13 protein-coding genes are annotated in these 16,270 nt (G+C 43.3%); 2 read left to right on the forward strand and 11 right to left on the reverse strand.

The features are described 5' to 3' along the window. Positions 1-81: 81 nt before the first annotated feature. Positions 82-594 (forward strand): acyl-CoA thioesterase, encoded by a 513-nt coding sequence (locus tag ACLI1A_RS13870; protein ID WP_411409275.1) that lies wholly within the window; start codon positions 82-84, stop codon positions 592-594. A 207-nt stretch (positions 595-801) separates the two neighbouring features. Further along, positions 802-6,135, forward strand: coding sequence for a GEVED domain-containing protein (locus tag ACLI1A_RS13875; protein ID WP_411409276.1), 5,334 nt, complete (start codon positions 802-804; stop codon positions 6,133-6,135). A gap of 78 nt (positions 6,136-6,213) precedes the next feature. On the opposite strand, the gene ACLI1A_RS13880 is transcribed toward ACLI1A_RS13875, so the two are convergent. The 11 genes from ACLI1A_RS13880 to ACLI1A_RS13930 all read right to left on the reverse strand — a co-directional run bounded on the left by ACLI1A_RS13880 (position 6,214) and on the right by ACLI1A_RS13930 (position 16,146). Further along, complete coding sequence (locus tag ACLI1A_RS13880) at positions 6,214-7,053, reverse strand: hypothetical protein (protein WP_411409277.1); 840 nt, start codon at positions 7,051-7,053, stop codon at positions 6,214-6,216. 99 nt (positions 7,054-7,152) lie between these two features. Then, a complete protein-coding gene (gene atpG, locus ACLI1A_RS13885) occupies positions 7,153-8,019 on the reverse strand; it encodes an ATP synthase F1 subunit gamma (RefSeq protein ID WP_411409278.1) in 867 nt (288 codons plus the stop codon). A gap of 71 nt (positions 8,020-8,090) precedes the next feature. After that, positions 8,091-9,665 (reverse strand): F0F1 ATP synthase subunit alpha, encoded by a 1,575-nt coding sequence (atpA, locus tag ACLI1A_RS13890; RefSeq protein ID WP_411409279.1) that lies wholly within the window; start codon positions 9,663-9,665, stop codon positions 8,091-8,093. A gap of 62 nt (positions 9,666-9,727) precedes the next feature. Beyond that, on the reverse strand, positions 9,728-10,255 hold the full coding sequence (gene atpH, locus ACLI1A_RS13895; protein ID WP_411409280.1) for an ATP synthase F1 subunit delta: 528 nt from the start codon (positions 10,253-10,255) through the stop codon (positions 9,728-9,730). Positions 10,256-10,265: 10 nt separating this feature from the next. Further along, entirely contained in the window at positions 10,266-10,766 is a 501-nt protein-coding gene (locus ACLI1A_RS13900) for a F0F1 ATP synthase subunit B (protein WP_411409281.1), read from the reverse strand. Positions 10,767-10,854: 88 nt separating this feature from the next. Then, complete coding sequence (locus tag ACLI1A_RS13905) at positions 10,855-11,049, reverse strand: ATP synthase F0 subunit C (protein ID WP_322625474.1); 195 nt, start codon at positions 11,047-11,049, stop codon at positions 10,855-10,857. Between the two features lie 48 nt (positions 11,050-11,097). Then, positions 11,098-12,327 (reverse strand): F0F1 ATP synthase subunit A, encoded by a 1,230-nt coding sequence (atpB, locus tag ACLI1A_RS13910; RefSeq protein ID WP_411409282.1) that lies wholly within the window; start codon positions 12,325-12,327, stop codon positions 11,098-11,100. Positions 12,328-12,442: 115 nt separating this feature from the next. Then, complete coding sequence (locus tag ACLI1A_RS13915) at positions 12,443-12,838, reverse strand: DUF6168 family protein (protein WP_411409283.1); 396 nt, start codon at positions 12,836-12,838, stop codon at positions 12,443-12,445. Beyond that, entirely contained in the window at positions 12,839-13,060 is a 222-nt protein-coding gene (locus tag ACLI1A_RS13920) for an AtpZ/AtpI family protein (protein WP_411409284.1), read from the reverse strand. Next, positions 13,038-13,436, reverse strand: coding sequence for a bactofilin family protein (locus ACLI1A_RS13925; protein WP_411409285.1), 399 nt, complete (start codon positions 13,434-13,436; stop codon positions 13,038-13,040). Before ACLI1A_RS13925 ends, ACLI1A_RS13920 begins: the two co-directional genes overlap by 23 nt. Before the next feature lie 7 nt (positions 13,437-13,443). Next, complete coding sequence (locus tag ACLI1A_RS13930) at positions 13,444-16,146, reverse strand: tetratricopeptide repeat protein (protein WP_411409286.1); 2,703 nt, start codon at positions 16,144-16,146, stop codon at positions 13,444-13,446. Between the last annotated feature and the right edge of the window lie 124 nt (positions 16,147-16,270).

Below are 16,270 nucleotides of genomic sequence, written 5' to 3' on the forward strand. Positions count from 1 at the left end.
TTCCTCCCAACTGCGGAGGATTTTTTTTGCCCACTGCTTAACACTATCTTTGCCGCACACAACAAAATAGCACGAAAGATAATGCAGCCGAAACACCCTTCAGACTCTGTTTGTATAATGACCGACATCATATTGCCGGGCGAAACTAATCCGCTTAACAACCTTTTTGGCGGAGAGCTACTGGCCCGTATGGACCGCTGTGGCAGTATAGCCGCGCGCAGGCACAGTGGCCGCATAGTGGTTACGGCATCGGTAAACCACGTGGCGTTTAACCACTCTATTCCCTTAGGTAGTGTAGTTACTATAGAAGCCAAAGTAAGCCGTTCATTTAATTCGAGTATGGAAACGTACATAGACGTTTGGATTGAGGACCGTGTAAGCGGATTAAAGACCAAAGCAAACGAAGCCATTTATACTTTTGTAGCTGTAGACGAATACGGCAGGCCGGCACCGGTACCCCAGCTGATACCCGAAACAGAGCTGGAAAAACAACGCTATGAAGCCGCCCTGCGCCGCAAGCAACTAAGCCTTGTTTTGGCAGGAAAAATGAAGCCAAACGACGCTACCGAACTAAAAGCATTATTTACAGAATAATACAGAAACACCTTGTTAAAAAGGTGTTTTTTTGTTTTTAGGTGTAATGTTTTGAAAAAACTATAATTTTTTTCACCATTAAAAGAAAAAGTTTCAAAAGAGTACAACAGCATGCTATTTTGTGATAATCATTGTGTTAAAAGAAAGCAAAGTGTTTTTTTGAGTATTTTTATTTTCGAGAAAAAATACACTTCAATTAACCCTTTTATGAAAAAAACATTACGCCTTGTTTATGGGGGACTTCTGCTCTTATGTGGAAGTGCCTTCGGACAAACTTATCAGACGCTCGACGTCTCGTCCGGTTTTACAAACGATGTAATTGCGAATGGCACGGGTAGTGCCTCTACAACTACAGATGAAGACGTTGATGGCGCAGGTTATGCTTTTATCTGCACCGACTTCCTAGCAACTTCTTCAAGCACCCCGATTACTTATGGTTTACCTACCAGCGGAACCATTAGCTCTCTTGCCACATCTGGCCTTTCTTTTCAGCTTCAGTCGTATTCATCATCAAATTCATTGAGGATAGAAACCGCTGCAACATCAGGAACACTTTCTTTGGCGACAGCCAGCCAAATTTCGGCAAGTAGCATTTACCTGCTAACTACCTCAGGGAGTGGCGCCGGTGTTGTAGACGTTACCGTTAACTTTTCAGACGGCACGAGCCAGACTGTTACCGGAACCACTATTCCTAACTGGTATGACTCTACAACAATTCCTGTTGCTGCATGGGGTTTTGGTAGGGTAGTATTAAGCACCGACGTGCTTCAGAATCCTACAAACAATCCAAGGCTTTACCAGCTGGAGATTCCGATTACATTAACTAACCAGTCTAAAACAATAACTGGGGTTACCGTATCAAAAACATCAGGCGGAGTTATAAACGTTCTTGCATTGTCTGCAAAAACCGTAGGTTCATGTCCATCGCTTTCATCTGTTTCGGCTTCTCCTACTGCTGGTACTGCTGCAACACTAAACTGGGTTTTAGGATCATATGGTACAGGATCGAGCAGTGCTACCTATACGGTAGAACTTTATACCGACAGCGCCTATACACTTCCTGTTGCAGGTACTCCTATCACCGGAATAACCGCTACTTCTCAGGCGGTAACAGGCCTTACAGCCGAAACAACCTATTATTACAGGGTTAAGGCAAACAATGGTAGCTGCGACTCAGAATATCTTACAGGTAGTTTCTATACAGGATATTGTACGCCTACTGGTTTTACAACCAGTTCTACTTACTACCTTAATAACGTAGTAACAACCGGTGGTTCTGCTAACATAAACAACGCTACCACTTCTGTTACAGGAGGTTATGCAAACTATTCTGCAACTCAGGCTGTATCTCAGATTCCGGGAGGATCTTTTAACATTGCGCTAAGCGTAAGCAGTGGCACAAACTACTTCTATGTTTGGGTAGACTGGAATAACGATATGGACTTCTCTGATACCGGTGAAGCTGTAGTAGCCACAACAAGCTATACTTCCAGCTACAGCGGCACTATAAACATCCCTGCCACCCAGGCTCCGGGGAACTATCGTATGAGATTGTCCAGCAGTTACATAGGTGCTATAACAAGTGCTTGCGGACCTGCTGCTTATGGTGAGTTTGAAGATTACACAATAACTGTACTTCCTGCACCTACCTGTTATTTCCCTACAGGTCTTGCTGCGGCTTATACATTTACAAACAGTACTTTTAGCTGGAGTGCCCCTACACTGGGAACAACCCCTGCAGGATACGAGTACGTGCTTACTACCACACAGGGTACTCCTACAGGTAGCGGCACTGCTACAACAGGTACTTCATTTACTGCTGATACTACAATAGGCACTACCTATTACCTATACGTACGTTCAGACTGTGGTAGCGGAGACTATAGCTCTTGGTCTAGTGCTACCTTTACACCAAACTACTGCGTGCCTACCACCACATACACGCCAAGCCTTTATTATATAACCAACTTTGCTACAACAGGTGGCTATACTAACATAAGCAACAGCTCTTCTTATGCTGCATATACTAACTACAGCGCTACACAAATTGTAAGCAAAGCTGCAGGTACAAGCTTTAACTACACAGGTACAAAAAGCGGTACTACAACTACTGTAGACATTTGGGTAGACTGGAACCAGGATCTTGTTTTTGACCAGGCAACAGAACTTGTTGTAAACGGCGGAACAACTTCACCCGGTGGTACTTCATTCTCAGGAACCATAACCATACCTGCCGGTACTCCACTAGGAAACTACCGTATGAGGGTAAGGTCTAGGTACTATACTTATACTTCTTCAGCATGTGGTAACATTAACTATGGCGATGCAGAAGATTATACCATAACTGTGGCTACACAACCTGCAGACTGTGTAACTCCTGATGCGGCTACTGTAGCTACTTCGGGTGTAACAGCTTCTAACATTACTGTAACGGTAACTGCACCTGCTACTGCACCTACAGGATATGTGCTTATACGCAGTACGGCTGCCACACTATCTGCTACACCTGTAAACGGTACTACTTATGCTGTAGGCACTGCATTTGGCGGTGGTACAGTAGTAGCTAACAGCCTTACTGCACCTGCGGTAAGCGACTTTGTTCCTGCTAACAGCCATTACTATTATTTCGTATTTACATACAATGACGGTGGTATTTCATGTTTCGGACCTATCTACAGTGCTGTAGCCTCTGCCGATGCTACCAGCTGTGCTGTAGCTACAATAAACTCTGGCGCAAGTAACATAGGTAACTATAGCGCTAACCTAAACTGGACATCTGTTGTGGGTAACGGTGGCCTTACACCTACTTATACTATAGAGGTATATACGGACGAAGCACTTACTGCTCTTTTCGGTACTTATACAGCTACAACTAACAGCTACGCGCTTAGCGGACTTACATTAGGCGCTACATACTACTACCGTGTTAAAGCTGAAACTACAGGTTGTGATAACGATGCGTGGTCTTCTGCTCTAAGTTTTGCAACTCAAAGCCAGTACTCACCACTTGATGCTACCGGTTACAGCGATGACGTTATCGCGAACGGTACAGGCGTTGCAAGCCTTAGCACTACTAACGATGTTGATGGTGTAAACAATGCTTATATAGCGCTTAATTATCAACCTTCTGCTTCGGGTTCTGTAACTTCAGTAGGCCTTCCTGTAGACAGGAGGCTAACTAACTCCGGCACTACTGGCCTTACTTTCCTAATGCAGGATTACAGCAACAACAACTCACTAAGGATTCCTGCCCAAAACGGAACAGGTACACTTACACTTACAAACCCTGTAAAACTATCTAACCTTTACCTTGCGGTAACTTCAGGTAGTGGTGCTTCTACTATATCTGTACAGGTTAACTTCCAGGATGGTACAAGCCAAACAGCAAGTTCATTTAGCCTTCTTGACTGGTATGGTACAGCTACAACAGCTCAGCCTGCACTTGTATCGGGCATAGGCCGTGCTAACAGGGCAAATACTACAGGCGCTGTAGAAACAGGTGCTTCAAAAGTATTCTATGTTACACTTCCTATAGAAACTGCTAACCAAACCAAACAGGTTTCATCTGTTACAGTTACAAAAACGTCTACCGGAACTACAACTCCTGTACCACACGTATTTGCACTTTCAGGCCAGCTAATTAACGAGTGTCCTGTGCTAAACACTGCATTTACTACTCCAACTGCTACAGGTGCCAGCGTAAACTTCGGACTTATGTCTGGTAGTGTTGCTGCCGCATCTTACAGCTACGAAGTGTATACTGATGCTGCTTATACAACTCCGGTTGCAGGCTCGCCATTTACAACTACTACAACATCTCTTACTGTAAGCGGACTTAGCCCGTTAACTACATACTACTACCGTGCACAGGCTGTAAACACTGCTTGTACTTCTTCTTACATAACTGGAAGCTTTACAACACTGTGTGCTACTCCTGATGCTCCTGCAGCTGATGCACAAACATTCTGCTCTGGTGCTACTGTAGCTAACCTTGTTGCTACAGGTGCTACAGGAAATACAATAAAATGGTATGCTACTGCCGATGCTACAACGGCTCTTACAGCTACAACAGCTCTTAGCAACGGTACTTACTATGTATCTCAACTTTCAGGTACTTGCGAAAGTACACGTACTGCTGTAACAGTTACTGTAAATACTGTAGCTGCTCCTACTGCCGATGCACAAACATTCTGCGGAAGCGCTACTGTAGCCGACCTTATGGTTACTGCTGCCGAAGGCGCTACCCTAACATGGTATGCTACCGTAGGTGGTGATGCTATAGAAACTACTGCTGCTCTGCAAACAGGCTCTTACTATGTAACTCAAACAGTAAACGGCTGTACAAGTACTGCTGCTACTGTAAGTGTTACTGTAAATACTATTCCTGATGCTCCTGTTGCCGATGCTCAAACATTCTGCGGAAGCGCTACTGTAGCAAACCTTATGGTTACTGCTGCCGAAGGCGCTACCCTAACATGGTATGCTACTGTAGGTGGCGATGCAATAGAAACTACTACTGCTCTGCAAACAGGCTCTTACTATGTAACTCAAACCGTAAACGGCTGTACAAGTACTGCTGCTATGGTAAGCGTTACTGTAAATACTGTTCCTGACGCTCCTACTGCCGATGCACAAACATTCTGCGGAAGCGGTACTGTAGCCGATCTTGTGGTTACTACTGCTGAAGGCGCTACTCTTACATGGTATGCTACCGAAGGTGGTGATGCTATAGAAACTACTACTGCTCTTGAAACGGGTTCTTACTACGTAACTCAAACAGTAAACGGCTGTACAAGTGCTGTAGGTACTGTAAGCGTTACTATAAACGCTATACCTGATGCTCCGGTTGCCGAAGCCCAGTCATTCTGTGGTACTGCTACTGTTGCAGATCTTGCTTACACTGCTGCTGAAGGTGCTGTTGTTACCTGGTATGCTACCGAAGGTGGCGATGCTATAGAAACTACTACTGCTCTTGAAAACGGTACTTACTACTTTACTCAAACAGTAAACGGTTGTACAAGTCTTGCAGGTACTGTAGAAGTTACTGTAACTGCTACTCCTGACGCTCCTGTAGCTGATGCTGAGCAAAACTTTACTGATGGCCAAACATTGGCTAACCTTACAGTAACGTTTGCTGAAGGTACTACTGCTACATGGTACACACTTAACGGTGATGAGTATGTGGAAATAGATCCGTTTACGGCTCTTGTTGATGGTACTACTTATTATGTAAGCCAAAGCAATGGCACCTGCGTAAGCGAAATGACTGCTATAACAGTTCATATCACTGCAGGTACTAACAACGTTACTAATACTACTCTTACTGTTTACCCTAACCCTGCTACAAACGTTATAAACGTTAAATCAGGTGCGGCAATAAGCCACCTTGCGCTTATTAACCTGCTTGGACAAACAGTAACCGAACAAACTGCTAACGGAACCGAAGCCCAACTAAACATAGAAAGGCTTTCTACCGGAACATATATCCTGCAGGTAACTGCCGGAAACAAAATCACCACTGTAAAAGTTGTGAAGCAATAGTTTAGGTAATTCAATAGTGTTAAAACGCCACCCTTAGGGGTGGCGTTTTTCATTTATACCGTATTGTAAGTTAAGTGGTTATTTGGCATCCGGTGTCACAGTTGCGGTATTTTCATAGTGCAGATTTGCATTCATTTCTATATCAAACTGTTTGTACGAAAAGTCGATGTGTGTTATGGTTGTGCTTTGCTGCTGCAACGGGAAATTATTTTTAATATCATAGCTCATGGTGCCCTTACCATTACCCTCTGCTACAATCCTGAAATTAGGGTCGGGTTGCTTCAGCTTGTAGGTAATTACTATGTCAAACAAGGCAATACCCTTCTTTATCTCCGTAAGCGTGTAGGCTGAAACCACATCCATCTCTACTGTATGCCCGGGCAGCGGTATACTGGCGGTAGTAGTTATCTGTTGTGTTTGTCCCTGCTTAAAAGGCTTATCAGGAAACTTAGCCGGTTTCATGGCGGTTTCCAGTATGTCAAGCAGGTTTGCCTTAAGCTTTTTGTCTACTTCGGGCGCAGTAACCGAATCAAGCCTTGCATGGCCATCAGCATCGGCAATACCGTATGCTTTTACCCCCTGTGTAAACCCTTTCTTAGAAAAAGCTTCGGGGAGCTTTACTACGGTAAGCGTTAGCGGAATCTGAGTGCCGTCAAGCGATTTCCCAGTCTTTGTTTCAGTAATAAAATCGATATTGGTTACCTGTTCGGTAGGGTTTTGCACGCCCTGTTCTTTTAAAACCTGCAGCACATCAGGGTCGCCTTTGTAGCGTATGGTATTACTATGTTTCTGTAAGGCGGTTTGCCTGTAGGTAGTTTCGGGCTTATACACCGGCTTTAGGGTTACCTCTTTTTTGGTTTGGGCAAAAGTAGCCGCACCCATAAACAGTACCGGTACTATAATATTCTTAACGGTCATATTCTAAAATTGTATTGTACAACAAAACGCATTTGCACAAATAAAAGTATAAAAAAAGGCCACCCGTAGGCAGCCTCTTCGTATGTTTGTTTTGTTTATTTAATTGTTTAGCGCTTCAGCACCACCCACAATTTCAAGGATTTCGCCGGTAATTGCAGCCTGGCGGGCCTTGTTATATGTAAGTTTAAGCTGGTTACGCATAGCCGTAGCGTTATCAGTAGCTTTGTGCATGGCCGTCATACGGGCACCGTGCTCTGAAGCAAATGAATCACGTACTGCCTTGTAAAGCTGCGTTTTTAATGAAAGCGGAATTAAGCTAAGCACAATTTCTTCTTTAGATGGCTCAAAGATATAATCAAGCTCAGTGTTGCTTTCGGCAGCAGCATCGGCAGGTACAAGCGGTAAAAACTGCTCAGTAATAACTACCTGGGTACCGGCATTCTTAAAGTGGTTGTATACAAGTTCTATCTTGTCATACTCACCTGCTTCAAACCTGTCCATAAGCGACTGGGCTATACGGGCAGTGTTTTCAAAGGTAAGCACATCATAAAGGCCGCTTTGGTTTTCTACCACGTTAGCAAGCTTCTTCAGTACATCGTTACCTTTTTTACCTATGGCAAGTACATCTACCTGTTTACCGGCATAAGTAGCATCCTGAAGGTTTTTTACCTGCTTAATCACGTTAGTGTTAAACGCGCCGCAAAGACCCCTGTTAGAGGTTATAGCTACAATAAGGACTTTATTTACCGGGCGTTGCTCGGCAAATGCGCCTCCTGTATTACCCTCCAGCGTAGCGCTAAGATTTTGCAATAGCTCGGTAAGCTTCTGGCTGTAAGGCCTCATTGCTGTAATAGCATCCTGAGCCTTTTTTAGCTTGGCAGCCGAAACCATTTTCATCGCGCTTGTAATTTGCATGGTCGATGAAACGGAAGCAATCCTGTTACGTATTTCCTTTAAGTTTGCCATTTTTTAATGTGAAAATTAAACAATTAAACAATGTACCAATTGGTTAACTGGTACATTGATACATTGAAAAATTAATATTTTGCAGCGATCTCAGCAGCAGCTTTCTCAAGCACGTCTGTAATCTCGTCAGTAAATTTACCTGCTTTAAGCGCATCAAGGGTAGCCCTGTGTGAAGCGTTTAGGTAAGCGATGAAGTCTTTTTCAAACTCTTTTACTTTGCTTACAGGTACCGTCTTAAGTAGGTTTTTAGAACCTGCATAGATAATAGCTACCTGGTCTTCTACAGTATAAGGATCGTTTACGCTTTGCTTAAGTATTTCCACGTTACGCTTACCTTTTTCAATTACGTTCATAGTAACTGCATCAAGGTCTGAACCGAATTTAGCAAATGCTTCAAGTTCGCGGTACTGAGCCTGGTCTAGCTTAAGTGTACCTGCTACTTTTTTCATTGACTTAATTTGAGCGTTACCACCTACACGCGATACAGAGATACCTACGTTAATAGCCGGACGTACACCTGAGTTGAATAGATCTGACTCAAGGAAGATCTGACCATCTGTAATCGAAATTACGTTTGTAGGGATATATGCAGAAACGTCACCAGCCTGAGTTTCGATGATAGGAAGCGCAGTAAGCGATCCGCCACCTTTAACAATTGGCTTAAGAGATTCCGGTAGGTCGTTCATTTCTTTTGCAATGCTGTCGTCAGCAATAACTTTTGCAGCACGCTCCAGTAGCCTTGAGTGAAGGTAGAACACGTCACCAGGGTACGCCTCACGTCCTGGTGGACGACGAAGTAGAAGCGATACTTCACGGTAAGCTACCGCTTGCTTAGAAAGGTCATCATAAATGATAAGTGCCGGACGGCCTGTATCACGGAAGTACTCACCTATTGCAGCACCGGCCATAGGAGCGTAAACCTGCATAGGAGCCGGGTCAGACGCGTTAGCGGCAACGATGATGGTATAAGCAAGAGCACCTTTTTCTTCAAGGGTTTTAGCTATACCTGCTACTGTAGAAGCTTTTTGGCCTACAGCAACATATATACAGAATACAGGTTTACCTGCATCGTAAAATTCTTTTTGGTTAAGGATGGTGTCTATACACACGGTAGTTTTACCGGTTTGACGGTCACCAATAACAAGCTCACGCTGGCCACGTCCTACAGGAATCATGGCATCGATAGCTTTAATACCTGTTTGTAGCGGCTCGGTTACCGGCTGACGGTAAATTACACCCGGAGCTTTACGCTCTAGTGGCATCTCATAAAGATCTCCACCAATAGGGCCTTTACCATCTATAGGGTTACCCAGTGTGTCTACCACACGGCCCAGCATTTGCTCACCTACTTTTAGTGAAGCAATGCGGTTTTGCCTTTTTACTGTAGAACCCTCTGCAACACCTACTGATGAGCCAAGCAATACTACGCCCACATTGTCTTCTTCAAGGTTCAATACAATACCTTCTAACCCGCTTTCAAACTGTACAAGCTCACCATATTGAGCATTGCTAAGTCCGTAAATACGGGCAATACCGTCACCTACCTGAAGAACGGTTCCTACCTCTTCCAGTGTAGCACCCGATTCAAAACCGGACAATTGTTTCTTTAATATTGCTGAAATTTCAGCAGCTTTAATTTCTGCCATCTTTATAATTAAGTTTAATTACCTGTTTTATGAACTACGTTTAAAATAGCCTGTTTTTTTACTTAGTTAGCCAGTTCCCTTTTTAGGGTAAGCAGCCTTGCGGCTATGCTGGCATTGTATTGCTTGTCGCCAAGCCTTATGATAAAACCACCTATGATTGATGGATCTACCACATTTTTAAGGGTTACCTGGTTTGGTGTAAATTGTTTCACCTTAGCCAGCACCTTAGCTTCAAGATCTGCATCTATAGGAAAGGCGGTGGTAACCACTGCGGTTTCTATACCACTGGCTGCATCATACTGCTCCTTATACTGGGCAGCGATAGCAGGTAGTATTTCAAACCTTTTGTTTTCAGCCAAAAGCTGGAAAAGCGATTCGGTTACATTCTGCGCTCCGGCAAATATTTCCTTAAGTGCGCTAAACTTTACCTCACCTTTTACATTAGGTGTGTTTAAAAAGTTTTGCAGCTCTTTGCTTTCCTGCACGGCAGCAGTAATCTGCGCCATATCGGCAGCCACTGTTGCGGCATTACCCTGAGTCTGGGCAAGGTCTAGTATAGCTTTCGCGTATCGTACTGCGGCTCTGCTCATACGGGTGTTATTAGTTTAGTTTTACTTCGTCAAGCATTTTTTCTACAAGGCCGTTTTGTGCTTCTTTGTTAGAAAGCTCAGCCTTAAGTAGTTTTTCTGCAATCTCTACCGAAAGAGCAGATACCTGGCCTTTAAGCTCAGCCATAGCAGCATTTTTCTCTGCTGCAATAGAAGCTTTAGCTGCCTCGGCAATTTTATCGGCTTGCGCCTGAGCCTCAGCTTTAGCATCGGCTATCATTTTCTCTTTTATTTCACGGGCCTCTTTCATAATAGCATCCCTTTCTGCACGTGCCTGGTTAAGGATGGTTTCGTTCTCAGCCTTTAGCGTAGCCATTTCCTTGCGGGCAAGTTCTGCCGAAGCAATAGCGTTAGATATACCTTCTTCCCTTGCAGCAAGTGCAATAAGTATAGGTTTCCACGCAAACTTAGCCAACAGGAAAATAATTATCACAAGGATAAGTGCCTGCCAGAAGAATAAACCGAACGAAAAATCATTTATTAACTTTTCCATATATCTTTATTATAAAATAGGTGTTTTCGTTTTTTCTAATTAGTGGTAAAACAAAACCTGCAACCAACCGTTGCAGGTGTTTGCTTAATTATTTTCCTAGGATTAGGGCACCGAAAGCAAGACCTTCAAGAAGTGCACCGATGATGATCATCGCAGTCTGGATTTTGCCAGCAGCCTCAGGCTGACGGGCAATAGCATCCATTGCAGAACCACCGATTTTACCTAAACCAACACCAGCACCTATTACGATAAGGCCGGCTCCAACTAGACCTGGAATTTCCATGATATATAATTAATTAAATTAATGTTCTTAATTAGTTGTTTCAATAAATTAAATCACCGGGATCTCAGGATCCTCTACGTGATGATCGTCATGACCGTGTGCATGGTCATGATGATGCTCATGCTCCTGTACTGCCATACCAATAAATAGTGAAGACAGCATGGTAAAGATAAACGCCTGAAGGAATGCTACAAGCAATTCTATTACCGAGATGAACAGTGTAAGCAGCATAGAAACTCCTATACTACCACCAGTACCCAGCTGTGCTTTACCCACATATACTATAGCAATAAGACCCATTACTACGGTGTGACCCGCCGTGATGTTTGCAAATAAACGGATAAGTAGCGAGAATGGCTTAGTAAATAGACCAAGCAACTCTATAGGAGCAAGTATTATTTTCATTGGCACAGGTACACCAGGCATCCAGAAGATGTGACCCCAGTATTCCTTATTAGCGCTAAACTGCGTAATGAAGAATGTAAACAAAGCAAGACAAAGTGTAACTGCAATGTTACCGGTAACGTTTATACCCAGTGGCGTAAGACCAAGAAGGTTCAGCGTCCAGATAAGGAAGAATACCGTAAGCAGGTATGGCATAAACTTCTTGTACTTGTCTTCACCTATGTTTGGCCTTGCTATTTCGTCCCTTACATATAGTACCAACGGCTCTAACACACGGCTGAAACCTGTAGGTATAGTATTAGGGCTGTTTTTATAAGTCTTGGCAAGACGGCCAAACAACACTAACAGTAGTAGCGAAGTAAACAATAATGCCACTACGTTTTTAGTAATAGAAAAATCCATTACCTGAGCTACTGTAGGGTGGCCATGATGATCCAGCTTAAGATCGCCGGCAGCATCAGTCTTGTATATTTTATTGTGAAAAAGCACGTAGTTGTTACCGTCTACATTTGCCACAGACTCGCCGTGGTTAAATGCCGATGCCATAAACATTTTTACTCCGTTATCATATATGATAACAGGCAGCGGAAAACCGTATTGCGCTCCGGTCTCTTCGTCTGAAAAGAAAGTAAACTCATGAGAGTCCTGAAGGTGATGGGCAATATGCTCATTGATTTTTGCTTTTTCATCAACGGGACCAGCAGCTTCGTGACCTTCGTGGGCCTCGTGCGCGGCTGGGGCTTCGGCATGTACAGCAGCAGTATCGTGCTGGGTATGCAACGTATCCTCAGTTGAATTAGCAGAAGAAATAAGGGGTAGAACCAGCAGCAGGGCCGCTATTGTGTTCTTGAGAGATTGTCCGGTAAACACCATCTTATTAACTATCTTAATTTTACAGTCCTGAAATTTTGCGCAAAGGTAAGATTTAAATTAATATCTAACCCCTCAAAACTGTTTTTTTTTAAGATTCGTCAGGGTATAAGAATTTTCATTGTTTTTTATTTAACAGCTGCGCTGTAAAATAGGCTTCTACAGATAAAAATAACATAAAAATAACAAACACGTTTATTTTCTCCGTAGAACTTTCAATCGTTTTCGATAAAATTGGCCTCATGTAAAGATAGGCCGCAACAACTTTTAAGGTGGTAAGAAGCAAGAAAACATAACCCGCCTGAGCAGCATTTTTACTTGCTATAAAATGCAGTGCAAACAGTATTATTATACTGAAAACATAAAAAAATAAATATGACAGGTATACTGGGTATACAAATTTTCCGGTTTCTACACCTATACCCGGTATAAGGTAAAGCCCCATGTTTAATAACAAAAACACTACTGCCACCCCGGTTACCTTAAGCAGGGTGCTTATAAAACTTTTATCCATCTATTTATTAAGTTGATTTACCAGGCGCACCACGTTATACAGTGCTATGGCTACCCCCAGCATGGTACATACTACAAACCATAGCTGGTTTGGGTTTGGGTATTTTTCATCAAGCCAGGTGCCCAGCATACTAAACAGGTAAATAACAATACCCATTTGAGACGGTATGCTAACCAGTATAAGCCATTTGTTTGGCTTTTTATCCTGCCTGTTGTTTGTCATTAACCGGAGTATTGTTTTTGGCTGCATTTTTCATAGTACAGGTAGCTGTAAAAATGGCTCCCGGCTCTACAGCCAGTTTACCTGCCACTACGTCGCCCTGTATGTTTGCTTTGCTTTTTATACTCAGCAATTCTTCTACATCTATGCGTCCGTTAAACTTTCCTTCTATATCGGCACTCTTGCATTTTATATCACCGGTAACACTACCTGTAGGCCCTATAACCAGTCTTCCCTGAGAGGTAAAATTCCCCTCCAGATTACCATCAATCCTCAGATCGGCCTGAGATATCATGTCTCCTTTTATAGTAGTACCCTCTACAATACGATTGGTTTTACCTAATAGGTCGGTATACGATTTCTGTGATTTGTCAAACATGCTCATATTACTTTACCGGCTGGTATTGTTCAAAGTTCTTTTTTACCTGTATCACCTTATAATCTTCACTGCTTATTATTATAGGTGTTTCGGCTATTTTATAATCCTTATAATCTTTAAGTACCGAAACTACGTCTACCGCTGCCAGCTTATTTATAAGGCCATGCACTACTAGTATGTTGTCTTTTACGGTATATATATCGTTACTCAGGGTAATCCTGTTATTGTTGTTATCCTTAATAAACTGCTGTATGGTTTTTGTAAGCTTGGCTATACGCGGGTCATTAGCGTCAAACTTAAACATTAGCTTATAGGTTGTAGGTGTGCTGCCAAAAGCAAGCTTTTCCAGTGCCGGCACATCTTTCTTCAGCATATTGTCTGCCTCTTTACCCTCTTTAGCATTAGCATAAGTAAGAGCTACATAGTTTAGCGCTTTCTTATATTCGTCTACACCCTGTAGCCTGGCAATAAGTTTTGCTTTTAGCAACTCCAGTTTAGGTAATATGTCTTCGCCTTCATAGCTGTCTATATATTCGCCTATAACAGCATATACCTCGCGCACCTGCCCATCGGTATACTGTTCATACAGTTTTTTGTAAATAGCCTCCGGGCTACCGGCGTATAAGGCTTCCGGATTCGGGTTCTTTATAATAGCAGCATAGCGGCTGTCAGGATATTCGGTTAATATACGTTGCTTATACATTTCGGCCTTAGCCGGATCCGATGTTTCGTATATACGGTACAGGTTGTACAGGCTTGGTGCTATAAGGCGTTCTTCCGGGTTAAGCGTAAGCAGCCTTTCCAGCTTATCGGCAGCACGCTGGTTTTCCTTAAACTTGTCTTTATAAATAGCCCCCAGCTGGAAATAGGCAAAGTTGCGGTCTTTAGCAAGGCTGTCCAGTACTTTTTGGTCTGAAGGCAGCTGACTGATGTAAAAATTCGGGTCGTAGCGTGGTTCAAGCGGTTTATCACCATCCTTGGCATTTGCCAGCGAATCATTTTCAGCCGAAGGATCTTCATCGGCCTTAAAGCCTCCTTTTATTTCAGATGCCACACGCCAGTTATCGGCAAGCGGCCTTTTTCCCCATTTGCTCTGAAAGGTAATTTTACCATACGATACGTTAGCCGGGGTATAAAAATAAAATGGCCCGGTTGCAGCGGCGGCAGTACCCCCGGCAGAAGTAGTAGGCCTGTTGTTAGTACCCGTGCTTAAAGCCGGTGTAAGCGCACCGGTTTGTTTACCGGCAACCATAGCATTAGTATCGCTACCCTTACCACCCGGTGTACCCGAAATACTGGTCATGGCATCGTTACCCCTGCCACCCATAGCGGCAGCATTAGCAGCTATATTGGCCTGCTTTTGTGCTTCGGCTTCGGCTTTCTTCTTTGCAAGCTCATCCTGCACCTTCAGCTTTTCTATATACTCTTTATAGTATGCTACACGTGCATCATCTGTAAGTGCTACTGCATTTAGTATACTGTCGTTAGTATTAGCTATGCCTTCGTATTTTATAACATCTTCCAGGTTGTCCCTTTTCTTTTTTATGGCTTTGTACTCACGCGTACGGAAATCCATGCTTACCAGTGTACTGTCGTAGTACTTACCAGCCTTAAGGTATTTTGCCTCTTCAAAATTAATTTCGGCTATGTTGCGGTAATTGCTGGCTATAAGGTAGCGGTCCTGCCCTTTTTTGCGAAGCGACTTATTGTAGTACTCTACCGCCTGCTTGTTTAGTCCCTGCTTATCATAGAACAAAGCTATCTGGTGGTTTATTACATCCAGAAACGGACGGTTTTCGCGATCCTCAAGCAGTTCACGGTATTTTTCCATAAAGGCAAGGGTGTCGCCGGTTTTGTAGTTAAACTGGCTTGCCTGCATGGCATGTGCGTGTATGGTATATATACGCGGCGACTTACGCTTCATGTCTATTACACGCTGAAAGTAAGCATAGGCACTATCGGTATTATTTTGTTTGCTATATAGCTGTCCTATAATAAAATAGTACCGTGATTTTTTTTCGTTGTCCTTGGTGTGTTTTACAGCTTCAATCAGGGCTACGGTAGCGCTATCTGCATACTCTTCCTGTATGTATGCCTGCCCCATCATGGCATTAGCATCGCTGTAAATCTGCTCGTCCATTTTACCTTTCTTCTCTTCCAGGAGTTTCTTCAGGTTTTTAATGGCTACGCCGGTATTATCCAGCCTGATGTTTGTTTTTTCGCGCCACACCTTTACTTCGTCTATACGGCTGCTGGTAGGATACTTGTACAGCACATAGTTAAACGCTTCCATAGCCGGCAAAAAACGGTTATCATAATAACGTGCCTGCCCCAGCAGTAAGTGGGCTTCGTCTATTTGCGGGTTGCGTTCCTGCCCCCCTATGTCCATAGAGTGTTTCTGTATTGCCTTAGTAGCCTTTGCCTCTGCCCTTTCAAAGTTAGCATTACGCTTATCGGTAGGCTCCATTTCATCGGGTGGACGCTGCATACGTTCTACCGGAAGTATATCCCAGTAGTTGTCTGCCATAGTGGTCTTAAGTTCGGTAATACCTGTGGCAAGGGCATTTCTGCCATTAAAGAGAATATTGTCGCGGGTACTCAGGGCATGGTAATTCCTGCTCATAAACGAGTCCTTTTTTGTAGAACACGCTATGGCAAAAGCTGCTGCACCCAGAGCCAGGATATATTTATAATTGCTGGTTTTCAACACAAAAGAATTTTTTTATCCTTAACTTTTAAAATTACTTTTTAGTATAGGAGGGGATAAAAATACGCTTCTTTTTTGTAATGTGGGTTGTTTTAAAAAAAATTCCCTGCCATAAGGCAGGGAATTA

It is taken from the genome of Flavobacterium sp. RHBU_3, assembly GCF_046613565.1.
Taxonomy (GTDB): domain Bacteria; phylum Bacteroidota; class Bacteroidia; order Flavobacteriales; family Flavobacteriaceae; genus Flavobacterium.